At 67.6% G+C, this 18,384-nt stretch carries 16 protein-coding genes, 2 tRNA genes and 1 pseudogene; 12 read left to right on the forward strand and 7 right to left on the reverse strand.

Translation table 11 applies throughout. The features are described from left to right. The 3 genes and pseudogenes from JAO74_RS17410 to JAO74_RS17420 form a co-directional block, all read right to left on the reverse strand. Positions 1-316, reverse strand: a pseudogene (locus tag JAO74_RS17410) (methyl-accepting chemotaxis protein); the annotation flags it as partial. 294 nt (positions 317-610) lie between these two features. Then, positions 611-697, reverse strand: a tRNA-Leu gene (locus JAO74_RS17415). Positions 698-805: 108 nt separating this feature from the next. After that, a complete protein-coding gene (locus JAO74_RS17420) occupies positions 806-1,684 on the reverse strand; it encodes a zinc-ribbon domain-containing protein (RefSeq protein ID WP_199041206.1) in 879 nt (292 codons plus the stop codon). Positions 1,685-1,800: 116 nt separating this feature from the next. On the opposite strand from JAO74_RS17420, the gene ftsE reads away from it, so the two are divergent. From ftsE to JAO74_RS17440, 4 genes are read left to right on the forward strand one after another with little or no spacing between them, the layout of a single operon-like run. Beyond that, the gene (gene ftsE, locus JAO74_RS17425; RefSeq protein WP_199041209.1) at positions 1,801-2,562 is read left to right on the forward strand and encodes a cell division ATP-binding protein FtsE; all 762 of its coding nucleotides are present in this window, start codon (positions 1,801-1,803) and stop codon (positions 2,560-2,562) included. Then, complete coding sequence (locus JAO74_RS17430) at positions 2,559-3,440, forward strand: cell division protein FtsX (RefSeq protein WP_199041212.1); 882 nt, start codon at positions 2,559-2,561, stop codon at positions 3,438-3,440. Before ftsE ends, JAO74_RS17430 begins: the two co-directional genes overlap by 4 nt. After that, positions 3,437-3,976: a YdcF family protein gene (locus JAO74_RS17435; protein WP_056527193.1), complete on the forward strand. Its 540-nt coding sequence runs from the start codon at positions 3,437-3,439 to the stop codon at positions 3,974-3,976. The genes JAO74_RS17430 and JAO74_RS17435 overlap by 4 nt, the downstream gene beginning before the upstream one ends. Continuing rightward, on the forward strand, positions 3,973-4,665 hold the full coding sequence (locus JAO74_RS17440; RefSeq protein ID WP_199041215.1) for a lysophospholipid acyltransferase family protein: 693 nt from the start codon (positions 3,973-3,975) through the stop codon (positions 4,663-4,665). Before JAO74_RS17435 ends, JAO74_RS17440 begins: the two co-directional genes overlap by 4 nt. A gap of 110 nt (positions 4,666-4,775) precedes the next feature. Here the strand turns inward: JAO74_RS17440 and JAO74_RS17445 are convergent. Further along, a tRNA-Gly gene (locus tag JAO74_RS17445) sits at positions 4,776-4,850 on the reverse strand. 132 nt (positions 4,851-4,982) lie between these two features. On the opposite strand from JAO74_RS17445, the gene JAO74_RS17450 reads away from it, so the two are divergent. From JAO74_RS17450 to JAO74_RS17475, 6 genes are all read left to right on the forward strand, one after another. Further along, positions 4,983-5,816, forward strand: a complete 834-nt coding sequence (locus JAO74_RS17450) for an ImuA family protein (RefSeq protein ID WP_332908846.1) — start codon at positions 4,983-4,985, stop codon at positions 5,814-5,816. Further along, positions 5,767-7,272, forward strand: a complete 1,506-nt coding sequence (locus tag JAO74_RS17455) for a Y-family DNA polymerase (RefSeq protein WP_332908847.1) — start codon at positions 5,767-5,769, stop codon at positions 7,270-7,272. Before JAO74_RS17450 ends, JAO74_RS17455 begins: the two co-directional genes overlap by 50 nt. Before the next feature lies 1 nt (position 7,273). Then, complete coding sequence (locus tag JAO74_RS17460) at positions 7,274-10,723, forward strand: error-prone DNA polymerase (protein WP_199041218.1); 3,450 nt, start codon at positions 7,274-7,276, stop codon at positions 10,721-10,723. A 63-nt stretch (positions 10,724-10,786) separates the two neighbouring features. Further along, positions 10,787-11,680: a tetratricopeptide repeat protein gene (locus JAO74_RS17465; RefSeq protein ID WP_199041309.1), complete on the forward strand. Its 894-nt coding sequence runs from the start codon at positions 10,787-10,789 to the stop codon at positions 11,678-11,680. After that, complete coding sequence (locus JAO74_RS17470) at positions 11,677-12,315, forward strand: LON peptidase substrate-binding domain-containing protein (RefSeq protein WP_199041230.1); 639 nt, start codon at positions 11,677-11,679, stop codon at positions 12,313-12,315. Before JAO74_RS17465 ends, JAO74_RS17470 begins: the two co-directional genes overlap by 4 nt. 11 nt (positions 12,316-12,326) lie before the next feature. Beyond that, positions 12,327-12,515 carry a Trm112 family protein gene (locus JAO74_RS17475; protein ID WP_199041232.1) on the forward strand — a complete coding sequence of 63 codons (189 nt, stop codon included), beginning with the start codon at positions 12,327-12,329 and terminating at the stop codon, positions 12,513-12,515. 185 nt (positions 12,516-12,700) lie between these two features. Here the strand turns inward: JAO74_RS17475 and JAO74_RS17480 are convergent, their stop codons facing one another. Both JAO74_RS17480 and JAO74_RS17485 read right to left on the reverse strand, forming a co-directional pair. Beyond that, positions 12,701-13,048, reverse strand: coding sequence for a PilZ domain-containing protein (locus JAO74_RS17480; RefSeq protein WP_199041234.1), 348 nt, complete (start codon positions 13,046-13,048; stop codon positions 12,701-12,703). Between the two features lie 67 nt (positions 13,049-13,115). Further along, a complete protein-coding gene (locus tag JAO74_RS17485) occupies positions 13,116-14,330 on the reverse strand; it encodes a UbiH/UbiF/VisC/COQ6 family ubiquinone biosynthesis hydroxylase (RefSeq protein WP_199041236.1) in 1,215 nt (404 codons plus the stop codon). 156 nt (positions 14,331-14,486) lie between these two features. Between JAO74_RS17485 and JAO74_RS17490 the strand changes: the two genes are divergently transcribed. Beyond that, complete coding sequence (locus JAO74_RS17490) at positions 14,487-16,826, forward strand: DNA translocase FtsK (protein ID WP_199041250.1); 2,340 nt, start codon at positions 14,487-14,489, stop codon at positions 16,824-16,826. 184 nt (positions 16,827-17,010) lie between these two features. On the opposite strand, the gene JAO74_RS18925 is transcribed toward JAO74_RS17490, so the two are convergent. Beyond that, a complete protein-coding gene (locus JAO74_RS18925) occupies positions 17,011-17,406 on the reverse strand; it encodes a hypothetical protein (protein ID WP_233151164.1) in 396 nt (131 codons plus the stop codon). Here JAO74_RS18925 and JAO74_RS17495 point away from each other — a divergent pair. Continuing rightward, positions 17,323-18,339 carry a carbohydrate porin gene (locus JAO74_RS17495; protein ID WP_233151165.1) on the forward strand — a complete coding sequence of 339 codons (1,017 nt, stop codon included), beginning with the start codon at positions 17,323-17,325 and terminating at the stop codon, positions 18,337-18,339. The two genes, JAO74_RS18925 and JAO74_RS17495, sit on opposite strands and share 84 nt — an antisense overlap. Positions 18,340-18,384: the final 45 nt, after the last annotated feature.

Genomic DNA, 18,384 nt, shown 5'->3' on the forward strand with positions numbered 1-18,384 from the left:
CGGACTGTTTCTGCGTGGTGATCGCCGTCTCGCGGAACGTGAACATCGCCTTGGTCATCCGACCGACGCAGTCCTTGTAATCGGTGAAGGCGATCGGCGTGTCGAAATCACCCGCGGCCAATCCCTCCATCCGGGCGACGGTCGCGACATAGGGATCGGCGACCGCATGGCGCGTCCATGTCCCCGCCAGCCCGGCGACGATCGTGACGATCACGCCCCCGGCCAGCCCCACGAGCGGATATCCCGCCACCGCCGCGCCCAACGTCACCAGTACGCCCAGCGCGACCAGCAGGGTCATGCCCGTGAAGGCGATCATCAACTTCTGTCGAACTGGTGCCGTTTCCGTAAACCATTGCATGTCTAAATCTCCTACTGCGGAGCTTCCGACAAACACGCAGCCAGGCACATTCCTGGACCGGCAATTGCCGGTCGATACCAAACCTTCCGGCTCGGTTCGCTGACGACATGCCGAATGAAGCGTCATCGATCGTTATAGCAACGACGACGCCCCTCGGGCCGATCTGGCATTTTTTAAGCAGACAGGTAGCCCAGGTTAATCCGGGCATATCGACGCACCGTCAGTGATCTCGCCGAGCTTTACAGGTGATGATGGTGCGGCCAAGAAGACTCGAACTTCCACGGGCTTTCGCCCACAACGACCTCAACGTTGCGCGTCTACCAATTCCGCCATGGCCGCCCATGTCATAAGCCACGGGGGACACCCGACAGCCGGTAGGCGAGCGCCCCTAGCAGAGGGTTTTCGTACCCGCAATGGCTTTACGCCAACATTGCCGAACCGGCGGGCCTATTGCTCGCCCGCGAAGCTCAGTTCCAGTCGCTTCGACGTCGCCGGCACGTCCAGCTTGGCGGAATTGAAATCGATCGCCGCCCCCGGTGCCAGCGTCCGCCGTTCGGGCGTGATCGTCCAGCTATACACCACGCTGCCCTTCGCATCGCGCAGTTCGGCATGAATGTCGGGCACCCGCTGACGGGTCGAGGACGGGTTGGTCACCTGCCCGCTGACCGCGAACAGCTCCGATCCGTTTTCCAGTTCCCGTCGTTCGATCGGATTGTCGCGCAACCGCAGCGGCGTTTCCGCCGGTCCGAGCGACAGGCCGAGCTGCGACGCCAGCCCCGGCGCGCCCGACCACAGGATGGCCGCCGCCGCTGCCAGCATCAGCAGCCCGGCGATCACCGCCATGATCGTCCAGCGGCGCGCCGGATTGCGTCGCGGCCGCCGGACGCGTGGCTGCATCGGCTCCATGTCCGCATCGTCGGCCGACGGGACGATCGTCGGCGGATAAGGATCGGGCGCGGCAAAGGCGGGCATCGGCGTCGGCACAGGAATCGGCGGTGTGGGGATCGGCGGTGTGGGGATCGGCGGCGCGGGTTCGGGCGAGCCATCGTCATGCCCGTCATCGGCCACCGGTTCTCTGACGCGGTCGTCCTGCGGCTCGATCCACTCCGGTGGTGGCGAGGCCACCGGCGGCACGGGCGGCGGCACAGGTGGCGGCGGCGGTGGCGGAACCGGCATCGGCGGCGCGGTGTTCGCCAGATCGAGCACCGCCGGTTCCTGAAACCAGCTATGCCGGCAATTGGCGCAGCGCACGGTACGGCCTTCGGCCCCGATCGCACTGTCGGGGACCAGATAGCGGGTTCGGCATTCGGGGCATTCGAGGATCATTGGAGGGTGCACGCTTCCCCGGCGGCCGTCATGGCCTCGTTCGCTTTGTCTGCCACGCTGCGGCGGCGCGTGGCAAGCTTGAAGCGGGACGCACGCCGTGCAAAGGCCATCGCTCCATGACGACGCCGATTTCCACGACGCCGATTTCGACAACGATCGTGCAGTTCGAGAATGTCGGCCTGCGCTACGGCACGGAGCCGCAAGCGCCGTCATCCTACGCGTCACCCGAAATCCTGTCCGACATCAGCTTTTCGTTGCAGCGCGGCACCTTCTATTTCCTCACCGGCCCCAGCGGCGCCGGCAAGACGTCGCTGCTCCGCCTGCTCTATCTGGCGCAGCGGCCCAGCCGCGGCATCATCCGATTGTTCGGCGAAGATGCGGTGGTGATGCCGCGCACCCGCCTGCCCGGTTTCCGGCGGCGGATCGGCGTCGTCTTTCAGGATTTCCGGCTGGTGCCGCATCTGTCGGCGGCCGACAACGTCGCCCTGCCGCTGCGTATCGCCGGCCTGCCGACCGCGGACATCGACCAGTCGGTGGCCGAGATGCTGGCCTGGGTCGGTCTGGCCGATCGCGCCCACGCCCGCCCCGCCACGCTGTCCGGTGGCGAGCAGCAACGGGTGGCGATCGCCCGCGCCGTCGTCAGCCGGCCCGACATCCTGGTCGCGGACGAACCGACCGGCAACGTCGATCCCGATATGGCCGACCGGCTGATGCATCTGTTCGGCTCGCTCGGCAATCTCGGCACGACGGTGGTCGTCGCCACGCACGACCTGCACCTGCTGACCCGCGTACCCCATGCGCAGATGATGCAGTTGGACGGGGGGCGTCTGCTCGATCCCACCGGCGTCCTGCGCAATCCGCCACAGGTGCCGGCATGAGCGGCCCGCTCGGCACCGCCCGCGTGCTGGACGAAGGACGCGGCCCCCGTGCGATGACCGGCGTCATGGCAATCATGACGTTCCTTACCGTCCTCGCCGCCGCCCTCGGCCTCGCCACGGCGGGCACCGCGCGCCTGCTCGACCGGCAACTGGCGGGACGGCTGACGGTGCAGGTGATCGAGGGCGAGCCGGTGCGGCGCGACGCCGCGGCGGCACGGGTCCTGACGACGTTGCGCGCCACCCCCGGTGTGGTCCGCGCGACGCCGGTGTCGCAAGCGGAACTCGCCCGGCTGTTGCAGCCATGGCTGGGCAGCGATGCCGGCTCGGCGGCCCTGCCGGTGCCGGCCCTGATCGACGTCGACATCGCCGACGCCAGCGATGCGACGGTGGCAAAGCTCACCGCCCGCGTCCGTAGCACCAGCCCGATGACGCGGATCGATCGCCACGAACGCTGGATGTCGCCGGTCGGCGGCCTGATGCGCACGCTGACTTTGGTCGCCCTGGCGCTGGTCGCGATGCTCGCCACCGCCACCGCCGCCATCGTGATTCTGGCAGCACGCGGCGGGCTGGAGACGCACCGGGTGACGATCGAGGTCATGCACATGCTCGGCTCCACCAATCGCCAGTTGGCGTGGCTGTTCCAGCGGCGGATCGCGCTGGATGCGTTGCTGGGCGGCATCGTCGGCGCGGCGCTGGCGCTGGGCATCACGGCGCTGGTCGGCACGCAGATGGCCGCGATCGGATCGGAACTGGCGGGCGGCGCGATGCTGCGCCCGGTCGATTGGGCGATGCTGGCGTGCCTGCCGCTCGCCTTCGTACTGCTGGCGATCCTGGCCGCCCGCGTCACCATCACCCGCGCGCTGGGGAGGATGCCATGATCGTGCGGCTGTTCTCGCTGGCGGTCATCGGCTGGTGCCTGGGTTTCGTCGCCTTCATGATGATGCTCCCGCCACCGCTGGAGGGCAGCACGACCGACGCCATCGTCGTGCCGACCGGCGGACCCGGCCGGATCGATCGCGGGCTGGAGATGCTGCGCACGCATCAGGCGAAGCGGATGCTGGTCACCGGCGTCGGCCCCGGCGTCCGCCCCGCCGATCTGGCGCGGACGTACAAGGTGCGGCAATCGCTGTTCACCTGTTGCGTCGATCTGGGCGCCGATGCGGTCGATACCCGCTCCAATGCCGAGGAAACCGTGCGCTGGGTGCAATCGCATCGTTATCGCAGCATCCGGCTCGTCACCTCCGACTGGCACCTGCCGCGTGCGCGTATGGAACTGGGCGCTGCGATCGGGCCGCATGTCGTGGTGCTGGGCGATGGCGTGCCCAGCCAGCCCCGGCTGGGGACGCTGGTCAACGAATATAACAAGCTGCTGCTGCGACGCGTGGCATTATGGGTCGGGATCGGCACGCCATGATATTGATCCGCAACCTGTTGTTCATGCTGATCTTCTACACCGGCTCCGTCTTCATCGTGTGCACCGCGCCGCTGTCGGCGATGGTCAGCCGGCGAGCGATGATGCGCCATGCCACCTTCTGGACGCGCTTCCACGGCTGGACGGTGCGCTGGCTGCTCGGCATCCGCATCCGGGTGGAGGGAACGCAGCCCGTCACCCCCGTCCTCTATGCATCCAAGCACCAGTCGATGTGGGAGACGCTGGAACTTCAGGGCCGCCTCGGCGCCCCCGCGATCGTCCTGAAGGAAGAACTGGCCCGCATCCCCGTCTGGGGCTTCGCGGCGCGGCAATATGGCGCGATCGTCGTCGACCGCGAGGCATCGGCGCGGGCCATGCGCAACATGATGCGCGAGGCGAAGGCCGCCAAGGCGGAGGGCCGCTCCGTCTTGATCTTCCCCGAAGGCACCCGTGTCTTCCCCGGCGATCAACCGCCGCTGAAACCCGGTTTCGCCGGCCTCTATCGCATCCTGAGCATGCCGACAGTCCCGATCGCCACCGATATCGGCAAGCTATGGCCCCGCCGCGGCCTGAAACGCCCCGGCATCGTCACGCTGCGTTTCGGCGAGGTCGTCCCCCCCGGCCTGCCCCGCGAGGAAGCCGAGGCGCGCGTCCACGCCGCGATGAACGCATTGGAACGACAGGTGGACTGATCCGCGCGTTCGTCGACATGAGACATCGGCGAACGATTTTCATCAGCTATGTCGGTTGTCACCACAATCTCGGCTGCAATGGCAGAACTCATTGACCCGGCAATGAATTCTGGAGCGGGCGAAGGGATTCGAACCCTCGACCCCAACCTTGGCAAGGTTGTGCTCTACCCCTGAGCTACGCCCGCTCTGGCGCCGTAGCCGGTCGGAACCGGCTGGGTGAGGCGGGCCATTAGCAGCGGGTTTTCAGGGCTGCAAGCGGCAAACGAAGGAAAATTCAGGATTGGCTAATTCGATATGAGAACATTACAAGAACGACAGTGAGCGAGTCGTCCGCCTTTTCCCCCGCCGAACCGCCGGTGCCGGCCCCTGATACGTCCCGGATGCTGCTCGCCCGGTTGCGTCGGGAGGTGGCCGGCGGCGGTACGACGCAGACGGATGCGCGCGCCGACGATGCCTGGCTGACGGCCGGGCTGCAACGCGCACAACTGCATGAAATCTATGCGGCGGAGGCGGCCGACGGCACCGCCGCGATCGGCTTTGCGGTGGCGCTGGCGCTGGCCGGTGGCGCGCTGCCCGTCCTGTGGGTGCGGACCGAAAAGGACGAGCGGCAGGCGGGCCGGCTTCATGCCAGCGGCCTCGCCGAACTCGGCCTGCCGCCCGATTCGATCGTTCTGGTTGTGGCGGCGGACGAGGCGGCGTTGCTGCGCGTCGCGGCGGATGCCGCGCGGTGCACCGGTCTCGGCATGCTGCTGGTCGAAAGCCGTGGCCGCGCGCCGGGGCTGGACCTCACCGCTACCCGCCGGCTGATGCTGGCGGCCGAGGCATCGGGCGTGACGGTGCTGAGCGTCCGTATCGATGCCGCCCCGGTGCCCAGCGCCGCCGCCACCCGCTGGGGCGTGGCGGCGATGCCGTCCGTCCCGCTGGAGGCGGAGGCACCCGGCCTGCCCGCCTTCGACGTCGAATCCTTGCGCAGACGCGGCGGCCCCGCCGGGGCGCGTTGCCGTGTGGAGTGGAACCGTGAAACCCGATCCTTCGATCCCTGCCCGATCCAGCCCGTCGCCCAAACGGCGCTGGCTGGCGCTGGTCTTCCCCTGGTTGCCGGTGGAGCGGCTGCGCGCGACGCGCCCGCATCTGTTCGTCGGTCGGGGTGAAAGCCCGCTCGCCTTCGTCGAGACGGTGGGCAACGCGGTACGGCTGGTCGCGCTCGACCGGTCGGCGTTGCAGGCGGGGCTGAAGCCCGGCCTGACGCTGGCCGACGCCCGCGCGCAGGTGCCCGAGCTTGAGGTGTTCGAGGGCGATCCCCATGCCGATCTCGACTGGCTGGAACGGCTGGCGGACGGCTGCGCGCGCTATACGCCGACCGTGGTGCTGCGCCCGCCCGATGCGCTGCTGCTCGACATCGCCGGTTGCACGCATGCGTTCGAGGGGGAACGACCGCTGGCTGCGGATGTCGAGGGACGGCTGGCACGCCGCGGCGTGCTGGCCCGCCATGCGTTCGGCGACACGGCCGAGGTCGCGCACGCGCTCGCCCGCTTTGCCGGCGCGCCTGCCCCCGATGAACAGCGCGCCGTGCGGCGATTGCCGGTAGCGGCGTTGGGGCTGGACGCAGATGATGGCATCGCCCTGACGCGGGCGGGACTGAAGACGGTGGGCGACGTGATGGCCCGTCCGCTCGCCACCATCGCCGCGCGGTTCGGGGAAGAAGCGGCGATGGCGGTCCGCCGCCTGTCGGGCGATGCCCGCGCGCCCGTCGTCGCTCGCAAGGTCGCGGTGCCGGTGGTGGTCGAACGCCGCTTCGCCGAACCCGTCGGCCGCACCGATTTCGCGTTGCAGGTGATCGCCGATCTGGTCGCCGACGCCGCAACCCTGCTCGAAAAACGTGGCGAGGGCGGGCGCCGCTGGGAGGCGAAGCTGTTCCGCACCGATGGTCAGATCCAGCAGTTGCGGATCGAGACCGGCCGCCCGACCCGCGATCCGGCCGTGCTGATGCGGCTGTTCGCGGAGCGGATCGACGGCCTCGCCGATCCACTCGATCCCGGTTTCGGATACGACCTGATCCGGCTGGCGGTGGTGCTGGCCGAACGGCTCGACACCAGCCAGCTGCGGCTGGAGGGCGGCGAGAGCGGCGAAGGTACTCAGGCGGGCGAGGTCGCCGCGCTGGTCGATCGCCTCTCCACCCGGCTCGGCCGGGGCCGGGTGCGCCGTTTCGCCAGCCGCGACAGCCATATCCCCGAACAGGCCGAACTGATGCTGCCCGCCGCCGCGCCGCCTGCCACCGGCGAATGGCCCGCGACCGAGCCGGGCGAGCCGCCGCTCCGCCCGATCTATCTGTTCGATCCGCCGCAGCCGATCGATTCGATCGCCGCCGAAACGCCCGACGGTCCCCCCGCCCGCTTCCGCTGGCGTCGCACCGTTCACGATGTCGCCCGCGCCGAGGGGCCGGAGCGGATCGCTGGCGAATGGTGGCGCCGGCACGACGCCGCGATCCCGACCCGCGATTATTTCCGGGTCGAGGATCAGCGCGGCCGCCGCTTCTGGATCTTCCGCCACGGTCTTTACGTCGAAACCGAGAGCCCGCGCTGGTACGTCCACGGGCTGTTCGCATGACGTGACCGGCTTCACCGAACTCGTCGCGGCCACCGCCTTCTCGTTCCTCGACGGCGCCAGCCAGCCGGACGACATGGTCGGCCGCGCGGTCGAACTTGGCCATGCCGGCATCGGCATCGCCGATCGCAACACCGTATCGGGCGTCGTGCGCGCCTATGCCGCCCTGCAACGCGCCAATGTGGGCCTGCTCGGCGCGGGATTGCCGGCGGTCGATTTCAAGCTGGCGGTCGGTGCGCGGCTGGTGTTCGCGGACGGGACGCCGGACATCGTCGCTTATCCCGCGACCAGAACGGGCTGGGGCCGCCTGACGCGCCTGCTAACCGTCGGCAACCGCCGTGCGTTGAAGGGCGGCTGTATCCTCGGCCTCGGCGACCTGATCGCGCTCCACCAGGACCTGTTGCTGATCGTACTGCCCGAATCGACCGATCGTGGCGCCACACCGGTGCCGGATGCCGACCTGCCCCCGCCCCGCGCCGATCCCGGCCTCGCCTCGACGCTCGCCGCCCTGAAGCGGCTCGACCCCACTGCCGTCTGGCTCGGCGTGACGATGCCGCGCGGCGGTCGCGACCGGCGGCGGCTGGCGCGGCTGGCGCGCGTGGCGGCGGCGGCGGACGTACCGCTGCTCGCCACCTGCGACGCGCTCTATGCCTATCCCGACGATCGCGATCTGCACGATATCGTCACGTGCATCCGCGAGGGGCTGACCGTCCAGCGCGCCGGCCGCCGCCTCGCCGCCAATGGCGAACGCCATCTGAAGGACGAGGCGGAGATGCAGCGCCTGTTCCGCGACCAGCCGGGCGCGGTGGCGGAAAGCACCCGCCTGCTCGCCCGCATCGGTTTCTCGCTCGACCAGCTGAAATACGAATATCCGCATGAGCCGGTGCCGGCGGGGTGGGCGCCGCAGGACTGGCTGGAACATCTCGTGTGGCAGGCCGCGCTGGATCGCTACGGCGACCGCGTGCCGGACAAGGTGATGCGTCTCCTCAACGAGGAGTTCTTCCTGATCGATCACCGAAAATACGCCTATTATTTCCTGACCGTCCACGACGTGGTCTGCTTCGCCCGTCACTGCGATCCGCCGATCCTGTGTCAGGGGCGCGGCTCGGCGGCCAATTCGGTCGTCTGCTACCTGCTCGGCATCACCTCGGTCGATCCGATGAAATACGACCTCCTGTTCTCGCGCTTCGTGTCCAACGAGCGTGACGAGCCACCCGATATCGACGTCGATTTCGAACATGAACGGCGTGAGGAGGTGATGCAGTACATCTATCGCCGCTACGGTCGCGACCGCGCCGCGATCGCCGCCACCGTGATCCATTATCGCCCGCGCAGCACCGTGCGTGAGATCGGCCGCGCCCTGGGCCTCAGCGAGGATGTGACGCAGCGGCTGACCAGCACCGTCTGGGGCAGCTTCTCCGACCGGTTCGGCGAGGAACGGTTCCACGAAACCGGCTATGCGCTCGCCAATCCGGAGATGGCGCGGCTGCACGGTCTGGTGAACCGGCTGCTGAAATTTCCCCGCCATCTGTCGCAGCATGTCGGCGGCTTCGTCCTGACCGAGGGGCGGCTGGACGAGATGGTGCCGATCCACAACGGCGCGATGGCCGACCGCACCTTCATCGAATGGGACAAGGACGATATCGACGTCCTCGGCCTGATGAAGGTCGATATCCTCGCGCTCGGCATGCTGACCTGCATCCGCAAGGCGTTCGACCTGATGGAGGCGAACGGCCTCGGCCGCCCGGCGCTCGACAATGTCGCGGTCGATGAGGACGACCGCGTGTACGACATGCTTTGCAAGGGCGACAGCATCGGCGTGTTCCAGGTCGAGAGCCGCGCCCAGATCAACATGCTGCCACGCCTGAAACCGCGCAAGCTCTACGACCTCGTCGTACAGGTCGCGATCGTGCGGCCGGGGCCGATCGAGGGGGACATGGTCCACCCTTATCTGCGCCGCCGGGCCGGCAAGGAAGTCGTCGATTTCCCCGCCCCCGATCCCCGCCACGGCCAGCCGGACGAACTGCAACAACTGCTCCGCTTCACCTATGGCGTGCCGCTGTTTCAGGAACAGGCGATGAAGCTGGCGATCGTCGCGGCCGGTTTTTCGCCGGAGGAAGCCAACCAGTTACGCCGCGCGATGGCGACGTTCCGCAACGTCGGCGGCATGGAGGATTTTCAGGCGCGGCTGGTCGGCGGCATGGTCCGCCGTGGCTATCCACAGGATTTCGCCGAACGCTGCTACAAACAGATCGAGGGGTTCGGTTCGTACGGCTTCCCCGAAAGCCACGCACTGTCCTTCGCGCGGCTGGTCTATGTCTCGTCATGGTTGAAATGCTTCCACCCGGCAGTGTTCGGCTGTGCGATCCTGAACTCGCAACCGATGGGCTTCTACGCGCCGGCCCAATTGGTGCGCGATGCTGAGGAACACGGTGTCACGGTGCTGCCCGTCGATGTGAATCATTCGGGGTGGGATAATGCACTAGAAAGCTCCTCCCCGGCACGGGGAGGGGGACCGTGCGAAGCATGGTGGAGGGGGGGCTCCACAAGCGATACCGTCTGCGGAAGCCCCCCTCCACCGCTTCGCGGTCCCCCTCCCCGTGCCGGGGAGGAACTCGCCCTCCGCCTGGGCTTCCGACAGGTCGAGGGCTTCCGCGCCGACTGGGCCACCAAGATCGCCGCCAACGCCCCCTACATATCCATCGAAGACCTCGCCCGCCGCGCCACACTCCCGCCCCGCGCGCTGGCGTTGCTCGCCGATGCCGACGCCTGCCGCTCGCTCGGGCAGGACCGCCGCACTGCCGGCTGGGAAGTCCGCCGCACGCCGCCGGCGCAGCTCCCGCTGTTCGCCGCCGCCGACGCGCCCGAACTGGGCGTCGAACCCGATGCCGCGCTGCCACCGATGCCGTTGTCGGAACAGGTCGCCGCCGATTACCAGACCACGCGCCTGTCGCTGAAGGATCACCCGATGACGTTCCTGCGCCCGCTGTTCCGGTCCGAAGGCGTGCTGTCCAGCGCCGAGGCCACCGCCACGAAGGACGGCCGCCGCGCCAGCGTCGCCGGCGTCGTCCTGGTCCGCCAGCGGCCGGGCAAGGGCAATGCGATCTTCGTGACGATCGAGGATGAAACCGGGATCACCAACGCACTGATGTGGGCACGCGATTTCGAGGCGAACCGGCGCGCCGTCATGGCATCGCGCCTGATGGTCCTGCACGGCACGATCCAGCGCAGCGAGGAAGGCGTCACACATCTGATGACCACCCGCGTCGATGACCGCAGCCACGAACTCGCCCGCCTGTCGAGCGATTACGCCACCGATCCGCAGCCGCTGCCCGTCGATGGCATCCTGAAACCGCATTACAGCCGCAGCCGCGATCCCCGCCATGCCGAGCCGCAACGCCCCGGCCATCCGCGCGATGTCCGCGTCCTGCCGAAATCGCGGGACTTCCATTAAGGATACACTGGCCCCACATAGCGCCAGCAAGTATAACGGGAGCATCACTTGGCCACCTTGGGAATGTCGCCTGCCGAAAAGGAAGCGGTGACCACGTTCCGTCGCGACGTCGTCGAACCGTCGATGACCAGTCTCGTCATCATCGATTTCTGGGCCGAATGGTGCGGGCCGTGCAAGGCGCTGACGCCGGTGCTGGAAAAGGTCGCCGCCGCCTATGCGGACAAGGGCGTGGTGCTGGCCAAGGTCGATACCGACCAGAACCAGTTCATTGCCAGCCAATTCCAGATCAAGTCGATCCCGACCGTCTATGCGATGTTCCAGGGCCAACTGGTCGCCGACCTGACGCCGGCGCGTACCGAAAGTGCGCTCCGCACGATGCTAGACCAATTGCTGAAGCAATTGCCGATCCAGTCCGCCGCCGCCGATCAGGAAGCCGAACTGGAACCGCTGATCGCGATGGGCGAGGAAATCCTGGCCGAGGGCGATGCCACCCGTGCGCTGGGGATCTTCGACCAGTTGACCGAAATGGCGCCCGACCATCCCGCCGTGCTGTCGGGCCGCATTCGCGCGCTGGTCGCCGCGGGCCTGCATGACGAGGCGGACGCCGCGATCGCCGCCCTGCCCGCCGACCTGAAGGATGCCGGCATCGACCGCGCCCGTGCCGCGCTGGAACTGGCCCGCTCCGCCCCGGCGGTGGACGATTATTCGCAACTGGCCGCCGAAGTCACCGCCCAGCCGTACGATCACGACAAGCGGTTCGAACTCGCCAACGCCCAGATGGCGGCCGGCGACCGTGACGCCGCCGCCGACAACCTGCTGCACATCATCGCGCAGGATCGCGGCTGGAACGAGGATGCCGCCCGCACCCAGTTGCTGAAGCTGTTCGAGGTCGTCGGCCTGATGGACCCATGGGTATCGACGCAGCGGCGGCGATTGTCCGCGATCCTGTTCGGATGACGACCACCCGCCTCTCGATCTTCCCGCTGCCCGGCGCGTTGCTGTTCCCCGGCATGCACATGCCGCTGCACATCTTCGAGCCGCGGTATCGGGCGCTGGTCGGCGACGCGATGGCGCGCGACCGGCGGATCGGCATGATCCAGCCCCGCATCCAGCCGCATGACAACCCGGAAGCGGGCGATGCCGACCGGCCGGCGCTCTACGACATGGGCTGTGTCGGCAAGATCGCGGAGGTGGAGGCGCTGGAAGACGGTCGCTACAATCTGATCCTCGAAGGGCTGTCGCTGTTCCGCGTCATCCGTGAACTCGATGTCGCCACGGCGTTCCGGCAGGTCGAGGCCGAACTGGTCGCTACGTCCGGCAGCGACACGCTGTCGCTCGGCCGGCGCTCGTCGCTGGAAATGGAGTCGCGGCGCTTCGCCGATATGCACGGCTATGCGGTCGATTGGGATGCGGTCGGCCGCCTCGACGACGAAAGCCTCGTTAACGGCATCGCCCAGATTGCGCCGTTCGACGTTGCCGCCAAGCAGGCGCTGCTGGAGGCACCCGACATCGAAACCCGCGCCGAACTGACGATCCAGTTGATGCAGTTCTTCGGCCGCCACGATGGTGAAAACCGCGTGACGTTGCAGTAAGTGATGAACCGATGATCGACGCCTGGCTTCTCGAACGACTGGTCTGCCCCGCCACCCGCACACCCCTTCGCCATGACGAAGCCGCCGGCGAACTGATCTCCGACGCCGCCGGCCTTGCCTATCCCATCCGCGACGGCATCCCCGTGATGCTGATTGAGGAAGCGCGGCGATTGACGCCGGGGCATCCAGCTAGAGCCTGACAACTTTGGCTTAACCCGTCATTGCGAGCGCAGCGAAGCAACCCAGAGCGTAGTCCGTGATGCTCTGGGTTGCTTCGCTGCGCTCGCAATGACGAATGGGTCTGTGTCATTATCACGTTCCAGACCTGTCGAACGTCTTGCCTGACCCGCTCATCCTGCGACGAACACCCACTCCCCTCCGATCGTCAGGTCCGCCCGCGATAGGCGTGATTGACGTCGACCATCCAGCCTGCCTTGACCGTCGTCCCCGAACCACGCGGCTTACGTGCCGCTTCCAGATCGATCGCCAGATGGAACCGCAGGCCCGCCAGTTGCGGCGTCGTCCACATCACTTCCGCCGCCAGATGATCCAGCGTCCCCATCGACACATAGACCGTCTGCCCTTTGCGGATATCGTCCTGGTTATCGACGCAGGCGCCGTGCAGCGAAAGGTTGCGTACGCGCCGCTCGACGACGATGCCGTCGAGCACCACCGCCGCGCGGATGATGACACTGCTGCGCTTGTCGCGCCCGTGCAGGGGATCGTCGGTCATAAGTCGTCCGTGCCGTAAAAAGCCTAGCGTTCGATTAACCGCCTTATTGCCATTGCATTTCCGGCCGTCAGACGACCATTCCTTGCAGCAATTTGGGCAGATTGCCGCTTTCGCCGCGCGCCTCGGCCATGAACCGCGCCTTCAGCGGCGGGATGGCGTTGACCGCCGAGATACCGGCCCGCCGCACCGCGCTGGCGGTGCGGCCGGGAATGCCGAACAGTCGCGTCAGCGTATCGGTCGCGACCGATACCGCCAGCGTATCGAGTCCACGCCACCGCTCGTACCGCGACAGCAGTTGCGCATCGCCCATGTCCAGCCCCAGCCGCTTGCCCTCGACCAGCACCTCGGCCAGCGCCGCGACATCGCGGAACCCCAGGTTCAGCCCCTGCCCCGCGATCGGATGAATACCATGCGCCGCATCGCCGACCAGCACCAGCCGTTCCGCCGTAACCCGCGCGGCGTGGTGGAAACCAAGCGGATAGCTTGCCCGCGGGCTGGGCGCGGACAGCGGCCCCAGAAAACCACCCATCCGCTTCTCCGCCTCGGCCAGGAAACCGCGATCGGATAATTTGGCCAGCCCCGGCCCGTGTTCGGCATCGACCGACCAGACGATCGCCGATCGATGCCCGATCTCGTCGTCGATCAGCGGCAACAGCGCGAACGGTCCGGCCGGATAGAATATCTCGAACGCCACATTCTCGTGCGGCCGCTCGTGGTGGAACGCGCCGACGATCGCGGCATGATCGTATTTCCATTGCGCGACATTGATGCCCGCCGCCTTGCGCGTCGGCGAATGACGCCCCTCCGCCACGACCAGCAACCCGGCGCGCACCGTCGATCCGTCATCCAGTGTCGCGACCACGCCATGCGGCCCGCGCTCGACCGTCGTCGCCCGCGTCTTCATCCGCAGATCGACATGCGCAGCCGCCGTCGCCGCATCGAACAGCGCCCGCCGGATCAGCTTGTTCTCGTACATCACGCCCAGCGCACCGTCATCGGCATCGGGCACGAAATCGAGCGCCCCCGGCTCCAGCCCGTCACTGACCCGGATCTGCGCGATCGGGCACCCTTGTCCGGCTATCCGGTCGCTGAGGCCGATCGCCGCCAGCATCCGCCCGCTGGCGCTCGCCACCGCAGAGGCACGGCCATCGAAGCCTGGCGCCAGCGTCACCGCCGGATCGGCGGGATCGATCACCGTCGAGGAAAGCCCATGCGCGTCCAGCGCCAGGGCCAGCGTGGCCCCGACCAGTCCGCCGCCGAGGATGATGACGTCAGTATCCATGCGAAGCGTCCTACCCCGGCCACACCGCCCTGCCAAATATTCCGGCGGGAATTTCGGACGGCCTGTTCCCGAATTGTGCCGGCAACTTGACGGGAGTAACGCGAAAGCCGATGATTCCGCTCAACGGATTCAGGACATTTTCGAAGGACGAGGGCGATGGCCAGCCAGGCGCAGCCGGCGTTGTGGCGCGAGACGGTGAAGGCAGGGGCGGTACGGAGCGGGGCGCTGATCGCGGCGGCGACGCTGTTCGTCGTCACGCTGGCGCTCGCTTTGTCGCTCGCGAGCTATCATCCCGGCGATCCGGCGATCAACACCGCCTCGGGCCAGGGCGCGGCGAACCTGCTCGGACTGCCGGGCGCGTGGATCGCGGACCTGTTGCTGTCGCTCTTCGGGCCGGCGGTGGCGCTGTTGCTGCCGGTCGGCCCGATCGTCGCATCCCGCCTGTGGCGCGATCTGCCGCCGGGGCGCTGGCTGCGGATGCTGGGCGGCACCGCGCTGGGCGTGGCGCTGATGGCCAGTGCGCTGGCCTTCATCTCGACCTCCGCCGTGCTGGCGCTGCCCGCCGGCTGGGGCGGCGTGATCGGCATCGCGGTCGCCGGCGCGGCACGCTGGGCGCTCGGGTTCATCGGCGACCCTGTGGCCGAGATGTGGGGTGCGCGCGGTATCGGTCTGGTGGCCGGCGTCGCGGGTGCGATCGTCTGGGGCCGCAGCCTGGGCGTCAGTCTCGGTGATCGCAAATGGGTCCGTCGACGCGTACGGGCGATCGACGACGACGGCCAGTATATCAATGATGATGACGACGACGACGGCGAAGACGACGGTTTCATCGACCCGCTCGATCAGGAACCGCTCGACCTGAAGCGCCGCCCGGTCACGCCGCGCGCGGTGGCGGAGCCGGATACCCGCCCGGCACCGGTGATCGCCGAGCGACAGGTCGCGCCCGCTCCCGCCCCGGCGAAGCGCCAGCAACAACTGGACCTGCGCGACAATTACGTGCTGCCCGGCCTCGACCTGCTGGTCCCCGCCCCGCCCTCGACCGCCGGCGCGATCGACAAGGCCGGGCTGGAACGCAATGCCCGCCTGCTCGAAAACGTGCTCGACGATTTCCACGTGAAGGGATCGATCATCGAGGTGCGGCCCGGCCCGGTCGTGACGATGTACGAACTGGAACCCGCCCCCGGCATCAAGGCCAGCCGCGTCATCGCGCTGGCCGACGACATCGCCCGCAATATGTCGGCGATCTCGGCCCGTGTCGCGGTGATACCCGGCCGCAACGTGATCGGCATCGAACTGCCCAACGCCAAGCGCGAATCGGTGTCGTTCCACGAAATGGTCGCCTCGCAGCATTTTGAGGATCAGGCCGCGCAATTGCCGATCATCCTCGGCAAGAACATCGCCGGCGATCCGGTCATCACCGATCTGGCGCCGATGCCGCACCTGCTGGTCGCCGGCACCACCGGGTCGGGCAAGTCGGTCGGCCTGAACTGCATGATCCTGTCGCTGCTGTACCGGCTGACGCCTAACCAGTGCCGCATGATCATGATCGATCCCAAGATGCTCGAACTCATCATGTATGATGATATCCCGCACCTGTTGTCGCCCGTCGTCACCGATCCGGCCAAGGCGGTGCGGGCGCTGAAATGGGCGGTCGAGACGATGGAGGACCGCTATCGCCAGATGTCCTCGGTCGGCGTCCGCAACCTGGCCGGCTTCAACGACAAGGTCCGCGCCGCCCGCGCCAAGGGCCAGCCGCTCGGCCGCAAGGTCCAGACCGGCTACAATCAGGAAACCGGCGCGCCGATCTATGAGGAGGAAAAGCTCGAATACGATCCTCTGCCGCAGATCGTGGTGATCGTCGACGAACTGGCCGACCTGATGATGACCGCCGGCAAGGAGGTGGAATTCCTGATCCAGCGGCTGGCGCAAAAGGCGCGCGCGGCCGGCATCCACCTCATCATGGCGACGCAGCGCCCCTCGGTCGACGTCATCACCGGCGTCATCAAGGCGAACCTGCCGACGCGGATCAGCTTCCACGTCACCAGCAAGATCGATTCGCGCACCATTCTCGGCGAACAGGGCGCCGAACAGCTGCTGGGCAAGGGCGACATGCTCTACATGCCCGGCGGCAAGGGCATCGTCCGCGTCCACGGTCCCTTCATGAGTGACGACGAGGTCCGCGCCGTTGCCGATCACTGGCGTGGTCAGGGCCAGCCCGACTACATCTCCTCCGTCACCGAGGAACCGGCGGAAAGCTTCGCGCTGGAAGGCGCCCCGACCGGCGAGGATTCGGCCGAGGACCAGCAATATCGCGCCGCGATCCAACTGGTCTGCGAAAGCCAGAAGGCATCGACCAGCTGGCTGCAACGCCAGTTGCGCATCGGCTACAATTCGGCCGCCCGCCTGATCGAAAAGATGGAAAAGGACGGCATCGTCGGCCGCCCCGACCATGTCGGCCGTCGCGAAGTGCTGCGCGATACGGAGGGCCACGCGATCTGACCCGATCCGTCCTTACCCATAACGGGCCCGAAACAAATTTCGCCTGCCTGCGGAACCCGATCGCCTGTCGGGATATCTATCGCGCGGGGAGGGACTATCTATCATTTCGCTGTTATCGGGGCTGACCGGCATCGCGCTCGCGGCCGTATCCGCGCCTGCCGCTTCACAGGACACGTCACCCGCTTCAGGACAGGCATCGCCCACCAGCTCGCAGGGCGACACCCGGTCGCAACCGCGCACCGGTGCCGGCGAAGCCGCTCCCGCGCCGGAGGATACGCCCTCCGCCCTCACCGCCGATACGCGTCGTCCCCCGCCGCCGGGGCTGATCGGCGACTGGCTCGATATCCGCACCCGCCTCGCTCGTCGCGGCATCGGCCTGACCGCGCGCTATGCATCCGAAAGCGCGTATAATTTCGCCGGCGGCGACCGGAAACTCTTCCGCGAAACGGGCCAGCTCGATGCCGGCATCCTGCTCGATCTCGACAAGGTCGTCGGCCTGAAAGGCGGTGCGTTTCAGGGCACGATCACCTGGCGGCGCGGCAAGAACCTGACCGACGAAGCTGGTCTGGGCGTTCTGCAACAGGTGCAGGAGGTCTATGGCCGCGGCCAGACGGTGCGCGTCACGCAATTATGGTACGAACAGGTGCTGACCGATCGGCTGGAGGTGAAGCTGGGCCTCACCAATCCGGGCGAGGATTTCGCCGCCTTTTCGTGCCAGTTCATGAACCTCAGCTTCTGCGGCGCACAGCCAGGGAATCTGGCCGACGACTATTGGTACAACTGGCCGGTCAGCCAGCTCGGCGCCCGGTTGCGCGTGAAGCTCGACGACGAACGCTACGTCACCGGCGCGGTGTACCAGATCAATCCCCGCAACCTGACCGACGATCTGTTCATCGCGCATGTCGATGGCGGCACCGGCGTGCTGGTGCCCGTGGAAGCCGGATGGGTCCGTGCGGGGGCGGGGGGCCGGATCGGGTCGTACAAGGCAGGTGGCTGGATCGGCACCGCGAATGGCGACGATGTGCTGCTCGACGTGAACCGCCGGCCGATCGCGATCACCGGCCTGTCGCCGCTGCAACGCGGATCGCGCTACGGCGTCTATATCAACGTCGAACAGCAACTGACCGGCCGCGCGCGCGACGGCAAGGCGCAGACCGGGCTCAGCGTGTTCGCCAATGTGACGCAGACCGACCGGGGGACCAGCATCACCGATAACCAGGTCTCGGTCGGCCTGTTCTATCGCGGACTGGTGCCCCGCTTGCGGGGCGAAGTGCTGGGTATCGGTCTGGCCCGGACCAACGTGAACGGCCGCGTGGCGCGGGGCCAGCGGCTGGACCCCACGCGGCCGGACGTGCAGGATTCGGCTGAGTATGCGGCCGAGGTCTATTATTCGATCCAGCCGCTGGAGGGGCTGGAGCTACGTCCTAACCTCCAGTGGATTCACCAGCCCGGCGGCATCAGGACCGCGAATGACGTCGGCGTCGTCGGCCTGAAGGCGGCGGTCACGCTGTGACGCACCCGATATCCCGCCATCGGGGTTCAGGGCGCATTCAATGCG

It is taken from the genome of Sphingomonas mollis (assembly GCF_016427505.1).
Lineage (GTDB): Bacteria > Pseudomonadota > Alphaproteobacteria > Sphingomonadales > Sphingomonadaceae > Sphingomonas > Sphingomonas mollis.